This is a genomic window from Dietzia sp. PP-33 (assembly GCF_033790845.1).
In the GTDB taxonomy this organism is placed as follows: Bacteria; Actinomycetota; Actinomycetes; order Mycobacteriales; family Mycobacteriaceae; genus Dietzia.
On sequence record NZ_JAMYEI010000001.1, the window covers coordinates 676,966 to 700,051 of the forward strand.

Annotated in this window: 19 protein-coding genes; 10 read left to right on the plus strand and 9 right to left on the minus strand. The window is 70.5% G+C overall.

Annotated features, from left to right (window positions below):
- Positions 1–39 precede the first annotated feature (39 nt).
- Positions 40–1,113 carry a 3-deoxy-7-phosphoheptulonate synthase gene (locus tag NJE57_RS03260; RefSeq protein ID WP_319026918.1) on the minus strand — a complete coding sequence of 358 codons (1,074 nt, stop codon included), beginning with the start codon at positions 1,111–1,113 and terminating at the stop codon, positions 40–42.
- 300 nt (positions 1,114–1,413) lie between these two features.
- Here NJE57_RS03260 and NJE57_RS03265 point away from each other — a divergent pair, with 300 nt between their 5' ends.
- Complete coding sequence (locus NJE57_RS03265) at positions 1,414–1,800, plus strand: DUF2784 domain-containing protein (protein ID WP_319026919.1); 387 nt, start codon at positions 1,414–1,416, stop codon at positions 1,798–1,800.
- A 108-nt stretch (positions 1,801–1,908) separates the two neighbouring features.
- The gene (locus tag NJE57_RS03270; protein ID WP_319026920.1) at positions 1,909–3,501 is read left to right on the plus strand and encodes an HNH endonuclease signature motif containing protein; all 1,593 of its coding nucleotides are present in this window, start codon (positions 1,909–1,911) and stop codon (positions 3,499–3,501) included.
- 20 nt (positions 3,502–3,521) lie between these two features.
- On the opposite strand, the gene NJE57_RS03275 is transcribed toward NJE57_RS03270, so the two are convergent.
- Entirely contained in the window at positions 3,522–4,547 is a 1,026-nt protein-coding gene (locus tag NJE57_RS03275; protein WP_319026921.1) for a nuclease-related domain-containing protein, read from the minus strand.
- 171 nt (positions 4,548–4,718) lie between these two features.
- On the opposite strand from NJE57_RS03275, the gene NJE57_RS03280 reads away from it, so the two are divergent.
- Together NJE57_RS03280 and NJE57_RS03285 are read left to right on the plus strand one after the other, a co-directional pair.
- On the plus strand, positions 4,719–5,969 hold the full coding sequence (locus NJE57_RS03280) for an LLM class flavin-dependent oxidoreductase (RefSeq protein WP_319026922.1): 1,251 nt from the start codon (positions 4,719–4,721) through the stop codon (positions 5,967–5,969).
- Positions 5,966–6,673: a CE1759 family FMN reductase gene (locus NJE57_RS03285; protein WP_319026923.1), complete on the plus strand. Its 708-nt coding sequence runs from the start codon at positions 5,966–5,968 to the stop codon at positions 6,671–6,673. Before NJE57_RS03280 ends, NJE57_RS03285 begins: the two co-directional genes overlap by 4 nt.
- An 8-nt stretch (positions 6,674–6,681) precedes the next feature.
- Here the strand turns inward: NJE57_RS03285 and NJE57_RS03290 are convergent, their stop codons facing one another.
- From NJE57_RS03290 to mca, 7 genes are all read right to left on the minus strand, one after another.
- Complete coding sequence (locus NJE57_RS03290) at positions 6,682–7,737, minus strand: beta-mannosidase (protein ID WP_319026924.1); 1,056 nt, start codon at positions 7,735–7,737, stop codon at positions 6,682–6,684.
- Positions 7,738–7,788: 51 nt separating this feature from the next.
- Complete coding sequence (locus NJE57_RS03295; protein WP_319026925.1) at positions 7,789–9,414, minus strand: ABC transporter; 1,626 nt, start codon at positions 9,412–9,414, stop codon at positions 7,789–7,791.
- Between the two features lie 13 nt (positions 9,415–9,427).
- Positions 9,428–10,864, minus strand: coding sequence for a glycosyltransferase (locus NJE57_RS03300; protein ID WP_319026926.1), 1,437 nt, complete (start codon positions 10,862–10,864; stop codon positions 9,428–9,430).
- A complete protein-coding gene (locus NJE57_RS03305) occupies positions 10,849–12,162 on the minus strand; it encodes a hypothetical protein (RefSeq protein ID WP_319026927.1) in 1,314 nt (437 codons plus the stop codon). Before NJE57_RS03305 ends, NJE57_RS03300 begins: the two co-directional genes overlap by 16 nt.
- A complete protein-coding gene (locus NJE57_RS03310; protein ID WP_319026928.1) occupies positions 12,159–14,078 on the minus strand; it encodes a hypothetical protein in 1,920 nt (639 codons plus the stop codon). Before NJE57_RS03310 ends, NJE57_RS03305 begins: the two co-directional genes overlap by 4 nt.
- A gap of 99 nt (positions 14,079–14,177) precedes the next feature.
- Complete coding sequence (locus NJE57_RS03315; protein ID WP_413464343.1) at positions 14,178–14,501, minus strand: hypothetical protein; 324 nt, start codon at positions 14,499–14,501, stop codon at positions 14,178–14,180.
- Positions 14,498–15,421 carry a mycothiol conjugate amidase Mca gene (gene mca, locus NJE57_RS03320; protein ID WP_319026929.1) on the minus strand — a complete coding sequence of 308 codons (924 nt, stop codon included), beginning with the start codon at positions 15,419–15,421 and terminating at the stop codon, positions 14,498–14,500. The genes NJE57_RS03315 and mca overlap by 4 nt, the downstream gene beginning before the upstream one ends.
- Before the next feature lie 116 nt (positions 15,422–15,537).
- Between mca and NJE57_RS03325 the strand changes: the two genes are divergently transcribed.
- The 6 genes from NJE57_RS03325 to NJE57_RS03350 all read left to right on the plus strand — a co-directional run bounded on the left by NJE57_RS03325 (position 15,538) and on the right by NJE57_RS03350 (position 22,714).
- Positions 15,538–15,990 carry a DUF4307 domain-containing protein gene (locus NJE57_RS03325; RefSeq protein WP_319026930.1) on the plus strand — a complete coding sequence of 151 codons (453 nt, stop codon included), beginning with the start codon at positions 15,538–15,540 and terminating at the stop codon, positions 15,988–15,990.
- Positions 15,991–16,126: 136 nt separating this feature from the next.
- A complete protein-coding gene (greA, locus tag NJE57_RS03330) occupies positions 16,127–16,624 on the plus strand; it encodes a transcription elongation factor GreA (protein ID WP_017835774.1) in 498 nt (165 codons plus the stop codon).
- Between the two features lie 89 nt (positions 16,625–16,713).
- Positions 16,714–18,954, plus strand: a complete 2,241-nt coding sequence (locus tag NJE57_RS03335) for an AAA family ATPase (protein ID WP_319026931.1) — start codon at positions 16,714–16,716, stop codon at positions 18,952–18,954.
- Complete coding sequence (locus NJE57_RS03340; protein ID WP_319026932.1) at positions 18,951–20,261, plus strand: 5-methylcytosine restriction system specificity protein McrC; 1,311 nt, start codon at positions 18,951–18,953, stop codon at positions 20,259–20,261. The genes NJE57_RS03335 and NJE57_RS03340 overlap by 4 nt, the downstream gene beginning before the upstream one ends.
- Positions 20,258–21,466: an SGNH/GDSL hydrolase family protein gene (locus NJE57_RS03345; protein ID WP_319026933.1), complete on the plus strand. Its 1,209-nt coding sequence runs from the start codon at positions 20,258–20,260 to the stop codon at positions 21,464–21,466. Before NJE57_RS03340 ends, NJE57_RS03345 begins: the two co-directional genes overlap by 4 nt.
- Before the next feature lie 27 nt (positions 21,467–21,493).
- Positions 21,494–22,714 (plus strand): acetyl-CoA C-acetyltransferase, encoded by a 1,221-nt coding sequence (locus tag NJE57_RS03350; RefSeq protein WP_319026934.1) that lies wholly within the window; start codon positions 21,494–21,496, stop codon positions 22,712–22,714.
- The last annotated feature ends 372 nt before the right edge of the window (positions 22,715–23,086 follow it).

A 23,086-nucleotide genomic window follows, 5' to 3' on the forward strand; every position in this document is an offset into this window, starting at 1 on the left:
GCGCCCCCTCCACAGAGGTCCCCCTTACCCGGGCCGGGCTCAACCCCTCCGGCCGCCGCGTACCGCCGCAGCGAGAGCGCGCAGACTGTCGGCGGTGGTGTCCCAGCCGATGCACGCGTCGGTGACGGACTTGCCGTACACCAATTCGGTGGCCCCGACGGACTGGGCGCCGGCCTCGAGGAAGCTCTCGATCATCACGCCGGAGATGCCCTGCTCCCCCGCCCCGACGCGCTCGGCGAGCTCGGCCACGACCTCGGCCTGCCGCTCATGGGACTTGCCCGAGTTGGCGTGGCTGGCGTCCACCATGACGAGACCGGGCAGCCCCACCTTCGCGACCGACGCCACCGCGGACGCCACCGACCCGGCGTCGTGGTTCGGCCCACCCGTTCCGCCGCGCAGGATCACGTGGCAGTCGGTGTTGCCGGCCGTCTCGACCACCGCGGCGCGACCGTCGGGGTCGGTACCGAAGAACACGTGCCGCGAGGCCGAGGACCTGCACCCGTCCACCGCGACCTGCACCTCGCCGTCGGTCCCGTTCTTGAAGCCCACCGGCATGGACAGTCCGGAGACCAACTGGCGGTGTACCTGGCTCTCGGTGGTCCGCGCCCCGATCGCGCCCCAGGAGACGGCGTCGGCGATGTACTGCGGGCTGGTCGGCTCGAGGAATTCGCAGCCCACGGGCAGCCCCAGGTCGAGCACGTCCAGCAGGAGCCGGCGGGCGGTGCGCAGGCCGCGCGGGATGTCGTAGCTGCCGTCGAGCGCGGGGTCGTTGATCAGGCCCTTCCACCCCACCGTGGTGCGCGGCTTCTCGAAGTACACGCGCATCACGATCAGCAGGTCCTCGGCGGTCTCCTCGGCCAGCGCCGCGAGACGGCCGGCGTAGTCGAGCGCGGCCTCGGGATCGTGGACCGAGCAGGGGCCCACCACCACGAGCAACCGGTCGTCGCGTCCGGCCAGCACGTCGGCGACCTCGGTGCGACTGCGCTCGACCAGCGCTTCCCGGGTCTGCCCCAGCGGGAGCTCGCCCAGGATCTGGGTGGGGGTCGGCAGCGGGGAGTAGGACAGGACGCGCCTGTCAGCGGTCTGGGTGGGGTTCTCGGCGGTGATGGTCACGGCGGTGCGCTCCTGGTCTCTCGGTGGTGGCGGGCCGGGTGCCGTGATCCTCGTGGTGCCCGTGATGCACCCGGATCCGCCGCTGGAAATGGCGGGAGGCGGCGACCGTGGTGGTCACCGCCTCTGGGCTCCGGGTGTCGGGGCGTCCGTCTAGCGGACGCGTGCGCTCGCGGCGCGGGCTCCACCCGGAGCCCACATAAAGCGCCAATATGCGCGAGCGTTCGACATGCGGCACACCGTAGCAGACGACGCCGGCGGCGGACCACTCCCGCCACCGGCCGAGGCTGGCACCCTGGAGGCATGGGGTACCGGCTGATCGCGGACATCGCGATGCTTCTCCATGCCGCGTTCCTCGTCTACCTGGCGGTGGGCGGCTTCCTCGCCTGGCGGTGGCGGTGGACGTTCTGGCCGCACCTGGCCACCGCCGTGTACGCGCTGGCGATCGCCATCGTGGGGTGGGTCTGTCCGCTGACCCACGTGGAGAACTGGGGCCGCGAACACGCCGGTCGCGAGACCATTCCCACCTCCGGGTTCATCGACCACTACCTCACCGGCGTGATCTACCCCGAGGAGCATCTGCTCACGGCGCAGCTCGCGGTGGCGGCCGCTGTCCTGGTCTCCTGGGCCGGCCTGGCCCTGCTGAGCTGGCGGAACCGGTCCCGGGCGGGCCGGCCGCCGCGCTCATAGGGCGCTCTCAATCCCGTACCCGACACTCGAACACTTGCGCGATAGTCGGACCGCGTCTAGACTAGTACACATGTTCGAGTCTGGTGTGGCGCGGGAGGGGTGACGGTGATGAGTACGACGACGACGGGGTCGTTCACCACCGGGCCGTTCGCTGCTGGATCGTCCGCTGTTGAGTCGTTCACCACCGGGCCGCATCGCGCCGTGCCCGAGCCCCTGGACACCCTCGACGCCGAGGCATTGAGCGAGGTGGCCCGGTCGGCCACTCGTGCCCAGAATCTGGCCGCGGCCACCCGCCTGCAGGCTGCGCACCACCTCGTGGAGGCGATGAGGCGTCTGGACCGGGCCGCCCACGATGTGTCCGAGGCTGATCCCGCCGCATCCGACTCACGCCCGGCGTTCGCGCGTCTGGAGCCGACCGACCGGGCCCGCGATCACCTGGCCGCGGCGATGGCGTTGACCACCTGGCACGCCGCGCGCCTGGTCACCGCCGGGGTTCAGATCCACACCCGACTGTCGCGTCTGCGTAGCTCGGTCGAGCGCGGCCTGTTTCCCGAACAACTGGCCATCGACACCGCCTGCCGCCTGGCCGAGATACCCGACGACATCATCGGCGACGTCGAATCCGAGGTCGTCGCGGCCCTCGCGCGGGCCCTGGACGGCGGCCACCGCCCCAGCCGGGCAGCCCTGGACACCACCGTGGACGCCTCCCGCGAGCGCCACGACCCCACCGGCGCCCAGGACACCGCCGATGCCGCCGCAGAGCAGCGCACCGTCCGGTTCCGCCCCGGCCGAGCCGGCATGACCAGCATGTGGGCGAACCTGCCCGCCGGCGCCGCCGAGAAACTCCGGCGCCGCATCGACGCCGCCGCCCGCACCGCCACCGACAGCGGTCATCCCCGCAGCCGCGACCAGCTCCGCGCCGACGCCCTGTGCGCCCTGGGTGACCCCAACACCGACGACATCGGCACCGGCCTGCACGACCCCGAACACCCCACCGACCGTGCCGACAGCCCCGTCAGCGCCGGCGCCGCTGACCGGCCGCCCCTGGGCGCGTCCTGGGGCACCGACAAGCCGGTGCGGATCTCCATCATCAACGGCATCGCCCAGGGCCTGCCCAACCAGGTCCAGTTCGTCACCGGCGCCTACGCCAGCTTCGACTGGCTGTGCGAGGAGTTGCTCTCCGGCGGCGACGCGAAAGTGCGGTTCGAACTGATCGACCCCCAACCCGGCGTCCTCGACACCCCCGACGCGGTGCTCAAATACTTCCTCACCCCGGCCCTGGTCGAGCGGATCCGGCTGCGCGATGGCACCTGCCGCCACCCCGGCTGCACCGTCGATGCCCACGACTGCGAGATCGACCACGTCATCGCCTTCAACCACCTCCATCCCGAACTCGGCGGACCGACCGCCGAGTGGAACCTGGTCTGCCTGTGTCGCAGGCACCACCGGGAAAAGACCTTCGGACACTGCGCCTACCAGCCCGGACCCCTCGGCGAGTTGACCATCATCACCGAGACCGGACACGAACACCGCACCACCCCCACAGGCCCCCTGGCACGGGCCCGCGACCAGATCCTCGACCACCAGTGGCGACTCCACCTCGACCGCCTCATCACCGACGACGGGCACCTCACCAACCCACCGGGAGTCAGCCGCCCCCGCCGCGACCCACCCAGCCGCGATTCACCCCGACCCGCCTGACGTCGGTCACCGCCCCGGGCTCAGCGCTGCCGCGTGGTCGATCGTCTGGCGACCTCGTGGATCGCGTCGATCTCCCGCAGGCTCAGTCGCGGAGGCTGCGACTGCAGAAAGCGCCTGATACCCCGCCGGGGGACCACCACCACGGCGCGGTCGGCGGGCTGGCTCTTCACGGTGAACCCGCGGCGGGCGCCGACCACCGCGATCATCCCGGTGACGGGCACCGGAAAACCGACGTACTCGGCGAGCAGGCGAGATGCCCTTCCCGCCTCGTGCCGACTGTTGCGGACATAGGGAACCCGGCTGCCGTTGATCATGACGGTGTCACCGCCCACCCAGATCGCCGCCTTCGGGTGATTCTTGGAGTTCACGGTGAAGACGCCACCGGGGCCGATCACCACGTGGTCGATGTCCGCACCGCGCTCCCCCACGCGCACCGCGTGCAGGATCCGCCACTGCAATCCCAACATCGCCAACTGCTCGGCGACCGCCTGCTCGCCGTCGGCACCGATACGCCAGGCGCGCTCGTCGGTCTTCGCGTCGACAAGCCGGGCGAACAGGTGCCGGATCACCCCCTGCGCCTCACGCTCGGCGATCGCCCGCTCGCGCGCGGCCGCGCCCGCAGGGATGCCGGTGAGGTCGTGGCACCTCGGTCCGGGCGCGGGTTCGGCCCTCGGGCCCGGTGCCATCAGGAGCCCGGGAGCCGACGTCGGTTCCGGGCCCGACACCTGGAGCGGGTCCGGCGTCGGGGTCGGCGTCGGCTTCGGCACGGGTGGCGCGGAAGGTGCGGACGGCGCAGGCGCGGACTCGGGTTGACCCGCCCCCGCCACTGCCACCGCCGGGCTCGGCGCCGAAGCAGGGTCCGGCGCCGCGACCGGAGCGAAGTGCTCCCCGACCGCCCTGCGCAGCAGTGGAAGGTTCGACAGGTCGTCGGAGTGGAAGCGGCCGGTCGCCAGGTCGAGATAGCCCAGGTCGGTTCCGCCCGGGGTCGCGGCGTAGAGACGGTCGTGGCCGAAACGGGCCCATCTCCGGACGATCCACTCGGTCACGGCGCCTCCTGGTGACAGTCGTCGAATCCTGACATCCCCACCCCTCTGCGCGCAGGGAAACCAGGGATCGCCGCGGAGTGCAGCGTGATCGGGAATACCCCGCCCACCCCTTTTGTTTGACATGTCAGCAAGTTAGGATGAGTAGACCAACAGACTGAAAGGCCCGCCACCATGCAGTTCGGAATCTTCTCCATAGCCGACATCACGCCCGACCCTGTCACCGGCCGGGTGGCCACCGAGCACGAGCGTCTCGAGACCGTGGTCGAGTATGCCGTGCAGGCCGAACAGGTGGGACTGGACGTGTTCGCGCTGGGCGAGCACCACAACCCGCCGTTCGTCACGTCCTCCCCCACCACCACGCTGGGGTACATCGGCGGCCGGACCTCGGACATCATCCTGTCCACCGCCACGACGCTCATCACCACCAACGACCCGGTGAAGATCGCGGAGGACTACGCGATGCTCCAGCACCTGACCGGCGGGCGCGTGGACCTGACGATGGGCCGCGGGAACACCGGCCCCGTGTACCCGTGGTTCGGTCAGGACATCCGACAGGGTCTGCCGCTGGCGATCGAGAACTACGAGCTGCTACACCGCCTCTGGCATGAGGACGTGGTGGAGTGGGAGGGCAAGTTCCGCACCGCGCTCCAGCAGTTCACCTCCACCCCGCGTCCGCTCGACGGGGTCGCGCCCTTCGTCTGGCACGGTTCGATCCGCTCACCCCAGATCGCTGAGCAGGCCGCCTACTACGGTGACGGGTTCTTCCACAACAACATCTTCTGGCCGATCAGCCACACCAAGCAGATGGTCGACCTGTACCGCCGCCGCTACGAGCACTATGGCCACGGCTCCGCGGACCAGGCGATAGTGGGCCTGGGCGGCCAGTTCTTCGCCCGGCCGAACAGTCAGGACGCGGTCGACGAGTTCCGCCCGTACTTCGACAACGCCCCGGTCTACGGCCACGGCCCGTCGATGGAGGACTTCACCGCGCAGACCCCGCTGACGGTGGGGTCGCCCCAGCAGGTCATCGACCGCTACATGGGCATGCGTGAGCACGTGGGCGACTACCAACGCCAGCTGTTCCTCATCGACCACGCGGGACTGCCCCGTAAGACGGTGCTCGAGCAGATCGAGATCCTCGGCACGGAGATCGTCCCGGTCCTGCGCCGTGAGCTGGACGCCCTGCGGCCGGCGCACGTGCCGAACGGGCCCACCCACGCCGATCGGGTGGCGGCGCGGGACGCGGCACTGGCCTCGGAGGGTCAGCCCGCGTACTCCGACGCGTACCGCTTCGGCACCGGCGACAACTGGACGGGACTGACCACCGAGGGCGGGCAGCGTGCCCAGGAGCAGGCGCTGGCCCGTGCCCGTCGCACCGAGTCCCGGCTCGCCGAGGCCCCCGCCGGAAAGGAGTCCAGGTGACCACACAGCCACACAGCCACACCGGCGAGCGGCCGCTCAACCTCGTCGTCGTCGCCGCCGGCACGTCCGTGCCGTCCAGCACCCGGATGCTCGCCGACCACCTCGCCTCCGCGACCCGGGATGCGCTCGCGCGCCACGGGCGAGGGGTCCACGTGAGCGTGCTCGAGGCACGCGAGCTCGCGCACGAGGTGGTCGACGCGACCATCACCCGTTTCCCCGGTGAGAAGCTGAGCGCCGCGATCGACGAGATCGCCCGGGCGGACGGCGTGATAGCCGTGACACCCACCTACAACCAGTCGTTCTCGGGCCTGTTCAAGTCGCTGTTCGACGTGATCGATCCCGGCACTCTCGCCGGCGTCCCCGTGGCGTTGGGCGCGACCGGCGGCACCGCGCGACACTCGCTGGCGATCGACTACGCGCTGCGGCCGATGTTCGCCTACCTCAAGGCCGACGTCGTCCCCACCACGGTCTTCGCCGCCGCGGAGGACTTCGGCGCGCCCACCACGGCCGGGGACGAGAACTCGCTGAGCACCCGCGCCGGCCGCGTCGGGACCGAACTGGCGGACTACATGCTGCGCTTCGCCGGGGTCACCGGTGGTGCCGTGCCGCCCACCCGGGCGGACGAGGGGCGGGGCCGCCGGACCGACGACGACGAGTTCGGCGACTTCGTCCCGATGGGCGACCTGCTGGGCGGACGGAACTAGCAGCTCCTCTAGCCGGCCCTGCTCATCTGGGGAAGGTCCCTGATCGGGTCCTCCGGGCCGATGTCGAACGTGCACTCGGCGGGCCTGGGATCGGGGACGAACGCCCAGAGCATGGCTCCCGCGGCGCCCATCGCCCGGTAGTCGTCGATGCGCTCCCCGATCTGCACCGCCCGATCGTCGAGAGACTGGCAGGAGCCGGCCGCGATACCGAGTTCGGTGACCACCAGCGGCTTGTCGGTCTGCGCGAGGCGCAGCGGCAGGAAGCCCGCGTCGTCGTAATCGTGGTACTGGAGCACGTCCACGTACGGGGAGTCCGCGATGAGCTTGTAACCGTCGCCCACGAGACCGCACTGGTCGCCGCCCAGGAGGCCGGCGGTGATGAGACGGTCCGGATCACGGTGACGGATCAGCGCCCCGATCTCGTCGGTCCACTCGCGGAGCACCTCCGCCGAGTCGGCCGGGCAGGTGCGGAACTGCCAGTGGCAGTCATCGGTTCCGCAGACCGCGGTCTCGGGCTCCCCGATCGGCTCCCACGCCGCGACGGCCGGGGACACCGACCACCGCTCGACCGCGGTGGTGACCCAGTCCCGGTAACTCAGCGGCATGGCCGTCGGTTGCTCCCAGCCCTCCAGATACCAGTCCCGGTCCTTGTACTGTCCGTCCTCACACGCCCCGTCCTGCCCCACCAACACCGGGATGACCATCTGGTCGTGACGCTCTGCCGCCGCGAAGACGGCGTCGATCGGAGCGAAGTCGAGTTGTCCGGTGAACTTGTTCACGGCGAGCTGTTGAAAGACGTTGAACCTGGTCGCCGCCCCGTCGGGGAGGGAGCCGAAGTACTGGTCGAGGTCCACCATGGCCCCGCACCCGGCGTTGACGCCCCAGTCGGTGGCGAGCTGATAGGCGTTGAGGCCCGTCGGCCACCAGGGCTGGCCGTCGAGGTGGAACTCGCCCGCGGAGACCGTCGCCCGAGGGGTCGGCTCCTGCGACCTCGAGTCCGGCGGCGCGGCGCACGACAACGTCATGGCGATCACGAGCAGTGCGACGATCTGAGGGGATTTCATGAGCTGACGATAGTCGACCATCACCCTCCATCCACCGGATCACGGCCGCTTCTAGAACACCCGCCACAGCCGCCAGGTCGGGCGGTCGTTGCCGGAGTTGACCACCTCGAACTCCAGGGCGCCGAGCTCGGCGCCGTTCTCGTGCACGGTCGGATAGCGCAGGTTGAGCGCATCGGAGGTGCCGCGCCCCTCGGCGGGCACGGTCAGCAGGAAGCGCACGCCGTGGGCGGCCGGGTCGTTGAGGATCTCGACGAAATCCCGGTCCGAGGGGATGACGAACTGATCCGGCCGGGTGGTGGAGGCGATGATCGGGAACCCGTGGACCGTGTCCATCAGGACGGCGCCCTCGGGCAGGCCGAGAGAGTCGAGGTAGTCGGCGATGCGTCGCTCGGTGTCGAACGACGCGATGATCGCCTCCTGCTGCAGGCGCAGCTCCGTGGCCCGGTCACCGGAGTCGGGAACCACCACCGCGTGGAGGGCGTGTTGTTCCTGCGAGAGGGTCGGCGAGACCATGACCGCGCCACTGAGCGGCACCCCCGCCGCGAGCAGCAGCAACACCGTGGCCGGCAGGACGACTCCCCGCCCGAGCGTGTCCCGCGGCCTGTCCGCCGCCCGGGCCCCCGGTCGCCGGGGCCGCAGGGTGCCACCGCGCGGAACGCAGAACACCGCCAGGACCGCGATCAGGGGGACGGCGCTGATGTAGAAGCGCAGGAACGGGAAGGTCATGCCCCGCATATAGGTGAGCACCGCGAAGGCCAGGACCGCCACCAGGACCAGCGCGGCCAGCGGTTCGGGATCCCGCCGGCGCACGGACAGGACGGCACACCACACCAGGACCACCCCCAGCGCCGGGGCGAGCACCACGATCTCGGCGGCGGAGAAGGCGATCGCGGACAACCCGCCGGTCGATCCCCCGCCGGACTGCTCGAGGATCGCGGCGTTGCCGTAGCGGGAGGAGAACTGTGCGAGAGCGCTGCCCGTCACCAACCAGCTGGTCGCCGCCCAGGCGAGGAAGGCCAGCGCGGTCGGCGCGGCCAGGACCACGCCGTCGAGGATCGCCACCTCCTGCCTCCGGCTGCGGCGGTAGGACACCGCGGCGACGAGCAGGGTCGCGGTGCCCGAGGCGGCCAGCGCGTCGTAGCGCGCGAGATAGGCCATCCCGAGTGCGAACCCGGCGACCATCAGGTCGTGCACGTCGTCAGTGCTCATCCACCGGACGAGCCGGCGCACCGCCCAGACCACGAAGAAGACGAACAGCGCCTCGCTCATGCCGTTCGCGCCGTAGTAGACGATCATCGGGTGCAGTCCGAAGACCAGGGTGACCCCCCGGGTGAACCAGGTCGGGCACCCGCGTTCCCGCGCGATCGCGTGGACCTGGATGACCGCCCCCGCCATCGCCGGGGCGCTCACCGCCACGGCCGTCAGGTTCCATCTGGTCAGCGCGGGGAACCACTCCGACAGCCCGACCAGCGGGAGCTGGGCGAGCGCGGTGAGAGGCGTGAAGATGAACCCGATGGCCGCCAGGTGCGGGTCGCGCGACAGCAGCGCCGCCCGGGTGTCGGCCACCCGGCTCAGCGCGTCTCCCTGCAGGTAGCCCGCACCGAGCGACAGGTACAGCCCGGCCGCGAGGTACAGGGCGGTGAAGGCGAGGAAGAGCACCGCGGGCCGGTACCTCATGACGCCGGCCCTCTCATGACGCCAACCCGTGGACGGTCTTCTCCCAGTACGACGGGTTGGCGAACAGCTGGTAGGTGCCCTTGATCGCGGCGATCGACATCAGCACCCAGTAGAGCGGGACCGTCAGGCACGCCCACCACAGGGAGGCGTTCCCGGTCTCCCGGCACGCGATGAGGTTCGAGTAGAGGATCGTCGCGTTTCCGAGTACCAGGCAGATCAGCGCCGGGAAGTACACGTAGGCGGGGAAGACCTCTTCGATCACAGCGGGTTGTCCCAGGAGCCAGGACAGGGTCACCAGCCAGAAGACCATGTTCAGGCAGGCGATCACGGGGGTGCCGGCGAGCAGGGTGGTGAACCGGAACATGCTCACCGTGCCGAGGGTGCGCCACAGCGTCACGGGCTGACGCATGTGCACCAACCAGGTCTGGAGGTAACCCTTGTACCAGCGGGAACGTTGCCTGATCCAGTTGATGGGATCGGGATTGGCCTCCTCGAGGGTGGTCGAGTCGAGCACGGCCGTCCGGTGCCCGCGGGCCGCGATCCGCACCCCCAGGTCCGCGTCCTCGGTGACGTTGTACGGATCCCATGCCCCGATCTCGGTCAGGACGTCCGCCTTGATGTGGTTCGAGGTGCCCCCGAGCGGGATGGGCGAGCTGGACTTCATCAACCCGGGCAGGAGGAAGTTGAACCACAGCGCATAGTCGGCGGTGAACCACGCGGTGAGCATGTTCTGCGAGCCGTTGTGGAACGCCAGCTTCGCCTGCACGCAGACCACCTCGTCGTCGAGCTCGGAGAAGGCCACCGCCACCCGGCGCAGTTGGAGGGGGTCGGGGCGGTCCTCGGCGTCGAAGATCGTGATGATCTCGCCGGTGGCGTAGTGCAGCGCGTAGTTGCACGCCTTGGGTTTGGTGCGCGGATCGGCAGGGGGGATCCGGAGGATCTGGCACACCCGCCCCAACCCGGCCGCCTCCGCGGCGTCGATCGTGACGTCGTCGTCCGCCTCGAGAAGGAGCAGCACCTCCAGCTTGTCGGCCGGGTAGTCGATGGAGCTCACGGCGTCGATAAGGTCACCGATCACCTCGGGCTCGTTGTAGGCGGGCACCAGCACCGTGTAGGTGGGCAGCTCGGAGTCCGGGACGGCGAGGGCGCGCTCGTCCTCCACGTGCAGGATCGAGTCCCGTGCCAGACCCCGGCTGAGCAGCAGGAGTCGGTCCGCGAGCGTGATGAGGTAGACGAACGTGCTCACCGCCGTCAAGAAGATCAGCGTCTGAGTGGTGGCCAGGACGAGGGCGAGGATCACCACGGCGAGCGCGGCGAGGCCGGTCCACTTCTGCCAGGGCACGAACGGCACCGCCGCCGAGGCCAGCGGGTCGCGTTCGAACAGCCCGTGCACGGCGTCGTGCAGCGCGGCCTCGCTGCGGGCCTGCTCCGGCGTCACTGCCCCGTCCATTGCGCCCTCACCAGTTCGGTCCCCAGTTCGATCAGCATGTCCAGATCCTTGTCCTGAGGGTTGGTGTCCGTGACCGCCGCCGACCCGCGCAGCAACAGGTTCGCCAGACGGGTGAACGTGGACCGCGTGCCGGGGACGGTCGGTGGGAACACGGCGTCGAACTCGTGGTTGTCCACGGTGATGAGGGTGACCCGCTGCACCCGGCCCCGGTCCCGGCTCCACGCGAAGGTCAACAGACTCCAGGTGAGGAGGTTCTCGTCGTCGATCACGGTGCGGTACCGGGCGGTGACCCCGCGACCCAGGTCCACCGTCCGCGGTGGGCTCACCCGGGCCGCGCTCAGGTCGAAGGTCATCTCGAGCGGGAACAACTCGAGCACCCCCGTGCCGGCAACGGTCAGCGACTGCACGGCCGCGACCCGCGGGCGCAGGAGTTGGTCCCAGTCGGCCCGCACCCGGGTGGCCCGGATCATCTGGCGTTGCAAAGTGGCGGACGGCCCGAACATCCGGCCCGCCCACGGGTAGTCCACGGTCTCGAGTTCCTGCCACCCCTCCGGGATCACCTGCCCCGGGCCGTCCAGGGTGGGTGGGCCCGTGGCCAGCCGCTCGGAGACCCCCGGTGGCAGCGGTGCGAGCGCGAGCACCAACGCCACCACGACCAGCAGGGGCGCGCTACGCCATGCCTCCCGGCGGTACACCACCGTGCGCCGCGCGCGGGCGTGGCCGCCGCCGTCCGAGCTCCCCCGGTCGCGGTGACGCACCCGCCCCAGCAGTGCGGGCGCCGCCACTACCACCGGGCCCGTGAGCACCACGAGCAGGGCCACGACGATCTGGGCCGTGCCGCTACCGCCGAGCGCGTAGGACGCCAGTCGGACCGCGCCGGGCGGGACCACCACGAGGACGATCCACGCCGGCCAGAACGCCCCGGTGCGGCGGAGTCCGAAGAGGAAGACGCATCCCCCCAGGAGGAAGACCCACGCGGCCAGCACGTCCAGGTGGAGCAGGACGTAGCTGCCCGTGTATCGCGGAAGGACCAACCACTGCACCATGAGGGCGATCGCCAGGACGATCGTGCCGGCGATCTTGTCGCTCTGGCGGTCGTGGATCGGCAACTCGGGGCGCCGCCTCAGGTGGAGGGCGACCGCGGTGAGGGCGGCGCCCAGGATCGGCGCGAGCAGAACGCCGCTCCCGGCTCCCGCGGCCTGCTCGCGCACCACCCGCAGCCAGGTCTCGTGGAAACCGGCTGCCAGCAGGGCGGTGAGCAGGGCCCACCGCGCCGCGTGGTCGTACCCGGCGTTCACCGCCCGGCGCCCAGCCGGCGCCGGCGGGTCACCGCCCAGACGAGTCCTGCGATCCCCGCTCCCACCACGGTGACCACGAGCCCGATGAGCAGAGCCGTTCGGACGATGCCGTCAGTGCCCTCGGCGTCCGTCGACTCCACCACGACGGCGTCGGTGGTCGACAGTTCGATCGGCTCCCGGTCGGGGGCGGTGAACAGGACGTTGCCGCCCAACGTCGACCAGCGACCCGGCTCGGCGTCCAGCCAGTCCAGCATGCGATCGATCTCTCCGGAACCGGAACTCGTCGAGGCCACGAGAAGCGCCCGATCACCGTCCTCGACGACCTGCATGGACGCGAAGTCGACGTCCTCGTAGAACCGCAGGGTCGCCGGTTCGCCGTCGTCCGCGCCGATCACCTCGAGGGTGCGCCCGCTGGTCAGGGTGAGGGGACGATCGAGTTCCGCAGGAGCCGGGGCGGAGCTCACCAGGATTCCGGGGCTATTGCCGGTGAGGAGGGTCTCCATGGTCACCCACTCGGGCATGAGCGGGCCGGCGGACAGCGCCTGCAACTCGGCGAGGATCCGCACCGCTCGAGAGGTGTCCTCCAGTGACCCGTTCGCGGTGGCCACCTGCAACCGCGGCATCAGCGCCTGCGGAAGCGAGTCGAACCCGGCCGGGGCGGGTGAGGAGGGCTCGCCGAGCCGCACCCGGGATGACCCGTCGATGAGCATCGTCAGCGGCTGGAGCACCCCGCACGCGGCGCCCGCTCCCGCCGTCTGCAGGGAGACGGTGATGTCGGTGTACCGACCCAGTGCGCCCTGGGGGATCTCCACGCTGCGCTCGATGACCCCGGACTGATCGGCGGTCCAGGAGTCGAGCACGGTCTGCCCGGCGGAGACCACGATCAGCCCACTGCGGTCCGCAGGCGGCGGCGAGTACGACCCGAGCAGGTCGACCGAAACGTCCCCGGTCACCATCGCGAGGTTCGTCTGATCGAGCCCGAAACCCGCCTCGACCGTCCCGACGGACCGGGCCAGACGGGAGCCGATCCCGAGCTCGTCCAGCGTGCCCTCGGTCACCAACGCCCGCGGGGCCGGAAGCGGAGAGTCCAGGGTCACCGTATCCGACACGGCCAGTGACCACAGTTCGCTGGACACCGAGCGCATCTGACGGCCCAGGGTCGTGGCGTCCCCCCGTATGACTGCGGTGGGGACCGCGTCATCGGTCAACTCGACGCGGGTCTGGTCCGACTCGGTGATCTCGGCCCGTCGGGTGAACGGCGAGGTGACCGGAGCCCTGGGGCCCGACGCCGGGAGGACCTCCACCTCCAGCCCGCGCGTCCCGAATCTCGCAGCCGCCAGGACGGTCAACTGCGCTGCGGCCTTCGACTCGGCGATGCTCGGCTCGTCCGGCAGGTAGATCTCCAGCCGCTCGAGCACCGGGGGGACGAAATCCGCCAGGACCTCGGGGGGCTCGGGTTCGCCGTCGAATTCCACCACGGAATCGCGCAGGACCAACGGCCTGTCGGTCCAGTCCGGGCACGCCTCACCCAGGGAGCTCAGAACAGTCCGCAGGGTGAGGTCCAGAACGCCGCCGCGCACCCGCCCCCTGTCGAGCGGGATGTCCAGACGGACCGACTCCTCCCGACCGTCCAGTTCCATCCGGTCCAGGAGGAGGTCACCGGACCACGCCTCGAGATGACCGTGTTCCAGATCGACCGGCAACTGCACCGTCGTGGACAGGGTCCGCGGGGTCAGTCCGGGGGGAACCGGGATGGGGACGGCGACCTCCGCGCTCCGGTCACGGAACTCCAACACCTCCGCGACCCCCAGGGTCAATCCGTCCACGACGGTCTGGGCGCCCACCGGAGCGGGAAACGCGAGGGTGGCGGCCAAGAAGAGGCAGGCGGGGACGCGCAGAGCGCGGGGCGGGAGCACAGCCGGTGACCCTACCCCCTCCGACCTCCGTTGATCGGCGATCGGGCCGAGGCGCCCGTTGCTCCGCCCCGTTTCGGATGTGTTGGGGCGCAACCGGGGTCAGCGAGGATCGGCAGGTGCGCCGGGGGCTTCTCCCTCGACTCCGGCGCGGTCCGTGCCCTCGTCGGCCAGCTGGTCGGGCTCCGGATGCTCCGCGTCGAAGCTCTCGGGGAGGTTCTTGATGTGCTTGTTCATGTTGCGGATCAGCAGCACCGTCGCGATGAGCAGCAGCAGCACCACCGGGATGCCGATCGGCGAGGCCTTCCCGAACTCCGGACCCAGCGGGTTGTCGTTGTATCCGGGAGTCCCCGGCGACTGGTTCTGCGCGAGGATCATCGTGGCCTGGTACGCCACGATCTGGACGTCCGGTCCCAGGGTGATCATCTCGGGTCCTTCACTGTGCTCGGTCCGACCGGGAGCTCGACGTACGGGTCGACGCCCTCGAAGAGGTCTGACTCGTATTCTCCCTCAGCCCGCTCGCGTACGGCCACCCGACTTGCCGCGAGCTCGAACTCCTCGGTCGGCCACACCCGCTGCTGCATCTCCACCGGGGCGGCGAAGAACCACCCGTTGGGGTCGATCTGCGTGGCGTGCGCCAACAGGGCGGAGTTGCGTTGCTCGAAGTACTCCGCGCACTCCACCCGGGTGGTGACCCGCTCCATGATGTCGGGACGGTCGCCCCAGCGGGAGAGGAACTCCGCGAAGTGGCGGACGCCGTCGCGGGCGAACAGCTCGTCGTCGAGCCGCTCCAGACGACTCTTGGGGAAGCCGTGCGTGTAGTAGACCTTGGCCACCGCCCACGGCTCGCCCGCCTCCGGGTACCGCGCGGGATCGGCGGCGGCCTCGAAGGCGGCCATCGACGCCGAGTGCACCTTCAGGTGATCCGGGTGGGGGTACCCGCCGTTCTCGTCGTACGTGATGATCACGTGGGGACGGAACTCGCGGATCCTGGCCACCAGGGAGGCGGTGACCTCGTCGTCGTCGGCGAGCGCGAAACATCCCTCGGGCAACGGGGGCAACGGGTCCCCCTCGGGCAGACCCGAGTCCACATACCCCAGCCAGTGGTGGTCGACGCCCAGGATGTCGGCCGCGCGCGCCATCTCACGGCGCCGTACGGCCACGAGGTCGGCCACCACGTCGGGACGGTCCATCGCCGGGTTGAGGATGCTGCCGCGCTCCCCACCGGTACACGTCTCCACCAGCACGTGCACGCCCTCGGCGACGTACCTGGCCATCGTCGCGGAGCCCTTGGACGCCTCGTCGTCGGGGTGGGCGTGCACCGCCATCAGCCGAAGACCGGCCATCGTCGCACCTGCCTTCTGCAGAGCTCGGGTACTGGTTGACCGCACCAGTCTATGGACTCACCGAGCTCCGGTGCCCCCGGGGCGGTCCGCCCACCGCCCCCGGATACCCTGGGCCCATGAATGAGCCGAGGTCGGACGACCCGTCGCAGGCGCCGTCGACCCCGCCGTCGGAGCGGTACGGCGACTCCGGATCGGGAGTGGCCGGCAAGGTGGTCGCCGGCTTCCTCGTCCTGCTCGTCGGCGCCCTCGTGGTGGCCGGCGCGGTCGCCGGGTACCGCCTCAACGCCGACCCGGACATCTCCGCCGAGCAGACCGGGGTGACGGTCGTCGACGACGAGCGGACCGACCTCGTGATGACGGTCACCCGCGACGAGCCCGGCACGCCCGTCTACTGCATCGTCCGCGCGCAGGACCAGACGAAGGGCGAGGTCGGTCGCCGGGAGGTGTACGTGCCCCCGTCGGAGAGCGGCACCATCCAGGTGCAGGTGTCCATCGAGACCTGGGCGCGCGGGTTCGTGGCCGACGTCTACGGATGCGGAGACGACGTGCCCGACTACCTGCGCGGGTAGGGCCCCACCGGGCAGGTTCGCACGGCGCTGGGCAGGTCAGTCCCTGTGTTAGCATCGAGCCATCAGCACGGCTCCCTTTGCGGGGCCGTGTTTTGCGTACAGCAGCACGCACACGAACAGATTGGAGTGCGCTCTCATGGCCAACGACACCCAGGGTTACTGGTTGACCCAGGATTCGTACGACCGCCTCATGGCCGAGAAGGAGGCGTTGATCGCCAACCGTCCGGTCATCGCCGCCGAGATCAACGAGCGGCGCGAGGAGGGCGACCTCAAGGAGAACGCCGGTTACCACGCCGCGCGTGAGCAGCAGGGCCAGGAGGAGGCCCGCATCCGTCAGCTCGACGACCTGCTGGCCACCGCCCAGGTCGGCGAGACGCCCACCGAGACCGGCGTCGCCCTGGTCGGGTCGGTCGTCCGCGCCTACTACAACGGCGACGAGGACACCAAGGAGACCTTCCTGGTGGGCACCCGGGGCGAGGGCTCCGGCAAGGACGACCTGGAGATCTACTCCCCCGACTCCCCCCTGGGCCGGGCGATCCTGGGCGCCAAGGTCGGCGAGAGCCGCGAGTACACCACCCCGAACGGCAAGTCCGTCTCCGTCACCATCGTGACCGCGGAGCCGTACCAGAGCTGACCGGCGGCGACGGGCCCGGTGGTAGGTTCTCCACGAATGTCGGGCCCGGAGCGAGCCCGATTCCGCGCCGGCGTTTCCAGGAGTTCCACGTGTCAGACGGTTCCCATGACAGGCCTCTAGGCCCGGCACCGAAGATCGAATCGGCGGCCGAGCAGGTCCTGGGACCCGCGCTGCGCACCGGGCAGTCGCCCTTCGACCCCGAGCTCTACACGTGGACCCCCGAGGTGGCGGAGGAGCTCATCCGGCGGCTCGACGGCGACCCCGACGAGCCGTCCACGGAGCCCTCCGGTGGCTCCACCCGCTCCCCCGTCATGCAGGCGCTGCACGACCAGCTGGAGGGCGCCCCGCGGCCGGTGGTGCTGTTGGCCGCCGAGTTGCTCTACATCCAGCAGTTGCCGCTGTCCACGGTCACCGCCCGCCTCAAGCGCGGACGGATCCGGGACGTGCTGTCATGGATGGACGACGCGCCCGGGATCCCCGAGGCCCTCGACGAGGCGCTCGGCGAGAAGGGCCCGCTGACCGGCGGGCTCGGCTTCAACGTCCAGATGCGGGAGCACCTGCGCTGGCTGTGCTCGTTCGTCATCCACTGGGCCGAGCTGGACTCGACGGAACGCGACGCGGCGCTGACCGACCCGTGGGAGTTCCAGCGCGCCGCCCGCTCGACTCCGGGAGACTGGCGGGCCATCCGCTACAGCCTGCAGTACCTGGCCTGGCCCGGGTACTTCCAGCCGATCGTCAAGCACGAGCACAAGACCCGCATCCGCGACGCCTTCGCCGACCTCATCGGCGGCCCGTCGGGCATCGACGAGCTGGACATCGACCAGGACCTGCACCGCATCTCCGAGACTCTCACCGCCCAGCTCGGTCAGCCGGTCGACTGGTATCGCGGCGCGATCGCCAACCAGTGGCAGCGCCACCGCGATGACCACTCGCGACGCGCCTGGCTGGTCCGGCCCGGTCGCGGCGGGGTCGGTCAGGCCGGCCAGTGGGTCGCGCAGAACCGCATCGCCCTGCCCGCCTCCCACCTGCCGCGCATCCCGGCGCACGCCAGCCGGCTCGAGGTGTCCCAGGCCGTCGAACAGGGCTACCCGCACCTGGACTACCAGGCCCGGTTCCAGCTCACCGCCGAGCTGCACACCTTCCTGTCCCGGATGAGTCCCCAGGACGTGGTGGCCACGGTCGCCGACGCCAAGCTGCACCTGGGCACCCTCACCGACGACCTGGGATACGTCGAGGACGGCGGTCAGCAGCTCGAACGCTCCGTCCGGTGGCACTCGGTCACCCTCGACCTGGACACCCTCCCCAGTCCGCTCTCGGAGCTCATCGGGGAGCCCGGCACGGTCGTAGACCTCACCGACGGACTGGACGCGCTGCTGGCGGTGATGCACCCCGGCCGCCACTCCGCCGAGTCGCAGGTCGCCGAGGCACCCGGAGCCGGGACCGTGCCCACCCTGCCCGACGTCACCGACGAGCTCGCCGACAGCCTGCACATGCCCCGCGAGGAGCTGCAGGAGATGGTCGAGACCCTGCAGCAGCGGCAGCAGATCGTGTTCTACGGCCCGCCCGGCACCGGAAAGACCTACCTGGCACAGGAACTCGCGCGCTTCCTCGCCGGAGCCGACGACCCCAGCCGTGTCCAGCTGGTGCAGTTCCACCCCAGCTACGCCTACGAGGACTTCTTCGAGGGCTACCGGCCCACGCTCACCGAATCCGGCCAGCCCGGCTTCGCCCTGCAGGCCGGGCCCCTGCGCCGGCAGGCCGCGCGCGCCACGTCCGATTCCGGGCGCGAGCACCCGAGCTTCCTGATCATCGATGAGATGAACCGTGCCGACCTGGCCCGCGTCTTCGGCGAGATGTACTTCCTGCTCGAGTACCGCGACCGCACGGTGCTGCCCCAGTACAGCCCCGACACCTCGTTCCGGTTGCCCCGCAACCTGTTCATCATCGGCACCATGAACACCGCCGACCGGTCGATCGCCATGGTCGACGCGGCCATCCGCCGCCGCTTCGCCTTCATGGAACTGCACCCTGACACCCCACCGGTCGCGGGCGTGTTGCGCCGCCACCTCGAGGCGCGGGGCGTGACCACCGAGCCCGCGGAGCTGCTGGAGGCACTCAACTCCGAGATCGACGACTCCGATCGCGATCTTCGGATCGGGCCGTCGTACTTCATGAAGGACCGGGCCACCGATCCCGGGGGGCTCGAGGCGATATGGCGCTACGACCTCCTGCCCCTGCTCGAGGAGCACTACTACGGGCGGATGACCCGCGCGGAGGTGCACGAGCGCTTCGGCCTGGCGACGCTGCGTCGGAAGATCGGCCGGGCGTGATCTCCGCCTCGGCGGGCTCGGCGACCTCGGAGTCCCTCGAGTTCGACGAGTTCGATCGCCGCGGCCGGCTGGTCACCCTGAGCTGGGAGGGCGCCCAGCACCTGTCACAGACCGGGCTCGTGGAGGTCCTGCCCGCCGGCCGCGACACCTGGCGCCTGATCCCCTGCGGCTGCGTGGGGTCGGTCCGGGTCGAGGGACTGTCGGTGCGGGTGCTGCCGGCGGCCAACCTGGGTCTGACGCAGTTGTTCTTCCTGCTCGACCACGCTGCCGACAACGCGTTCCTCCCGTCCGCCGTACAGGCGAGGGACGACGACGAGTTGTGGGCCTCCGTGGCGGAGTCGATGGCCGCGTTGGCGCACCAGGCGCTGTCGTCCGGGCTCCTGCGCGGCTACCGCAGGGTCGACGAGGCGCTGACCACCGTGCGGGGCCGGATCCGTCTGGGAGACCAGATCCGCCGCCACCCGGGCATGACCATCCCCCTGGAGGTCACCTACTCGGAGTTCACCCCGGACATCGCCGAGAACCGCATCCTGCGCACCGCCGCGCACCGCCTACAGTTCCTGCCGGACCTGCCCGACGCCACCCGGCGGCGACTCGCGATGGTCGACGCCCGGCTGACCGACGCCTCGCTGATCGGCCAGGGCGCCCCGGTCCCCACCTGGACGCCCACCCGGCTCAACGCCCGCTTCCAGGACGCGCTCGCCCTGGCCGACCGGATCGTGCGCCGCATCTCGGTCGAGGTCGAGGACGGCCACGCGGCGTCTGCGGCGTTCGTCACCGAGATGCCGGCACTGTTCGAGCGCTTCGTGGAAGCCGAGCTGACCGCCGCCCTCGACGGCCGCGGGGGCCGCCTGCTGCACAACCCCGTCGTCAACCTGGACTCCGGAACCGAATCGGACGACGACCCCTCCGGCCGGCACAGCGCACCCGCCGATCACGGCGACCACATCTCCGTACGGATGGGTCTGGTGTACGAGGTCGACGGCGAGCCGGTCACCACCTTCGTGCCCACCTATCCGACGGATCGTCGCGCCCGCGCGGCCGAGCACTACCGACTGCTGGCGGCCTGCACCGCGCTCGGAGTCGACCGCGCCTACCTGGTGTACCCGGCCCAGCGCCGCGACGACGCCCCGCAGCCCCGGCGGATCGTCCACACCGACATCTCGATCGTCGAGTACCCGGTCGACCTGTCGATGGGGCCCGCCGAGAGCCGCAGGACTATCGTTGAGCTGTCACAGCAGGCCCGCGACCTCGCGGCGCCCCGTTCCGCACGACACCGCACCGAGGGGAGACGCCACGCCAGATGAGCCAAGCAGATGATCCGGCGCGGAACGTCGTCGTCAACCTCGCTCTGCTCGCGGTCGGCACCGCGGTCGGCACGGCCGGCGCGTACCGGGGCGCGTACGGACTGCTCGCCCAGCAGGCCAGGATCGCCCGTCGGGTGATCCCCAAGCCCACCTCACGGCCCTTCCACGGTGACGGCCTCTATCGGCCCGGCGCCGAGACCGCCGAGCCGTGGCGGCCCGGGATGACGTGCGACGTCCACATGATGGTCTTCGGCGACTCCCTCGCCGCCGGCCTGGGTGCCGACTCCCCCGGCGAACTGCCCGGAGTGCTCCTGGCGCGCGGCCTGGCCGAGGAGTCCGGCTGGGACGTGCGACTGAGCGTCAAGGCGATCGTCGGCGCCACCTCCAAGGGGCTCGAGGGCCAGATCGAGGCCATGCAGATCGCCCACGGTGATCCGGACATCTCCGTGATTCTCGTCGGCGGCAACGACATCACCGCCCGGCACTCCATCGGCCCCGCCGCCAAGCGGGTGGGTGAGGCCGTCGAGGCGCTACGCGAGGGCGGTTCACACGTGGTGGTGGGGACCTGCCCCGACCTCGGGATCATCAAGGCCGTCCCCCAACCACTGCGGTCGGTCATGGCCACCCTCAGCCGTCGACTGGCCGCGGCCCAGTCCGTGCAGGTCCGGCGGGCCGGTGGCGTACCGGTGTCCCTGGCCGAGGCCCTGGCCCCGGAGTTCCACCAACGCGGCGACAGCCTGTTCTCCCCCGACCGCTTCCACCCCAACTCGGCGGGCTACGAACTCGCCGCGGGACTACTCCTGCCGGCGGTGTGCGTCGCTCTCGGTGTGTGGGACGAGGTCCCCGACGAGCTGCTGCCGCACGGCGCCGAGGAGGCCGCCGCCTCCCTCGAGGCCGCGGAACTCGCCGCGGACGATGCGGAGACCGCTGCCGAGGAGACCGCGGACGCCTCCACCGGAGCGAACCGCGAGTCCGTCGTCGCCCGGCTGACCAAGCGCCTCACCGACTTCGTCCGGACCCACGAGGACGCGGACGACGTGAACGAGAACACGTACCTGCATAATGAGGACGTGGACGGCGACCCCGAGAGCACCGGAGATGCCCGCGAGGCAGCGGACACCCTCCGCCGCCGGAGCCGGATCCTGCGCTTGACCCGCTCCACACGGGATCCGTCGGATTCGGATCCCTCGACCGACCACACATAGCATTCACCCGCAACGAAGGAGCTTTCCATGCCGGAAGCCGTGATCGTCTCGTACGCCCGTTCCCCCATCGGGCGCGCCAACAAGGGTTCCCTCGTGGGCATCCGCTCCGATGACCTCGCCGCGCAGATGGTCACGGCCGCGCTGGCGAAGGTCCCCTCCCTCGACCCCACCCAGATCGACGACCTCATGCTGGGTTGTGGCCTGCCGGGTGGCGAGCAGGGCTTCAACCTGGGTCGCGTCGTCTCCGTGCTCGCCGGCCTGGACACCGTCCCCGGCACCACCGTGAACCGCTACTGCTCCTCGTCACTGCAGACCACCCGCATGGCGCTGCACGCGATCAAGGCCGGCGAGGGCGACGTGTTCATCTCCGCCGGCGTCGAGACCGTGACCAACTTCGCCAAGGGCACCTCCGACCACTGGCCGGACACCCACAACCCGATCTTCGCCGACGCCGAGGCCCGCACCGGTGCCCGCGCCGAGGGTGGCGCCGACACGTGGACCGATCCCCGCGAGAACGGCCAGCTGCCGGACGTCTACATCCCGATGGGTCAGACGGCCGAGAACGTCGCGCAGACGACCGGCATCACCCGCGAGGAGCAGGACCATTGGGGCGTGCGCTCGCAGACCCGCGCGGTCGCCGCCGTCGAGAACGGCCACTTCGCCAACGAGATCACCCCGGTGACCATGCCCGACGGCACCGTGGTCTCCACCGACGACGGCCCGCGGCCCGGCACCACCTACGAGAAGATCTCGCAGCTCAAGCCGGTCTTCCGCCCCGACGGCACCATCGCCGCCGGCAACTGCTGCCCGCTCAACGACGGCGCCGCCGCGCTCGTCATCATGAGCGATGTCAAGGCCAAGGAGCTCGGCCTCACCCCGCTCGCGCGCGTCGTCTCCACCGGCGTCTCCGGCCTGTCCCCCGAGATCATGGGCCTCGGCCCGATCCAGGCCGTCAAGAACGCCCTGAAGATCGCCGGCAAGTCGGTCTCCGACATCGACCTGTTCGAGATCAACGAGGCGTTCGCCGTCCAGGTCCTCGGCTCCGCACGTGAGCTCGGGATCGAGGAGGACAAGCTCAACATCAACGGTGGCGCCATCGCGCTGGGCCACCCGTTCGGCATGACGGGCGCCCGCATCACCGCCTCGCTCATCAACAACCTGCAGGCCGCGGACAAGCAGTTCGGCGTCGAGACCATGTGTGTCGGCGGTGGCCAGGGCATGGCGATGGTGCTCGAGCGCCTCAGCTGATCCCCTGACGCCCCCGGGCGTCCCCGTGCGCGTGCGCATAGTGCGCGTCCGCGTGCGCATAGCGAAGAGCGTCCCGAACACATCGCCCGAGTGGCGGGTGTTCGGGACGCTCTTCTCGTGGCCCCTCGGCTGTTGGGTCGTTCGCCATCGACTCGCCCCGCCGAGTGGTCACAAAAGCGGCACTTCATGCGACGGCGTCCTGGGAAAATGTGAACCGATGTGACCTTTCGGCAAAACGCACAGCCCGGTACGTCCTGGCAGTTTCGGCGCAGGAGCTGGCCCCACCCGCTCGGCCCACCCGTTCCGGCCGACTACACATTCCCCCGAAATAGCCACTGCCCCGACTCCCCTGATGGGGGGGTCGGGGCAGTG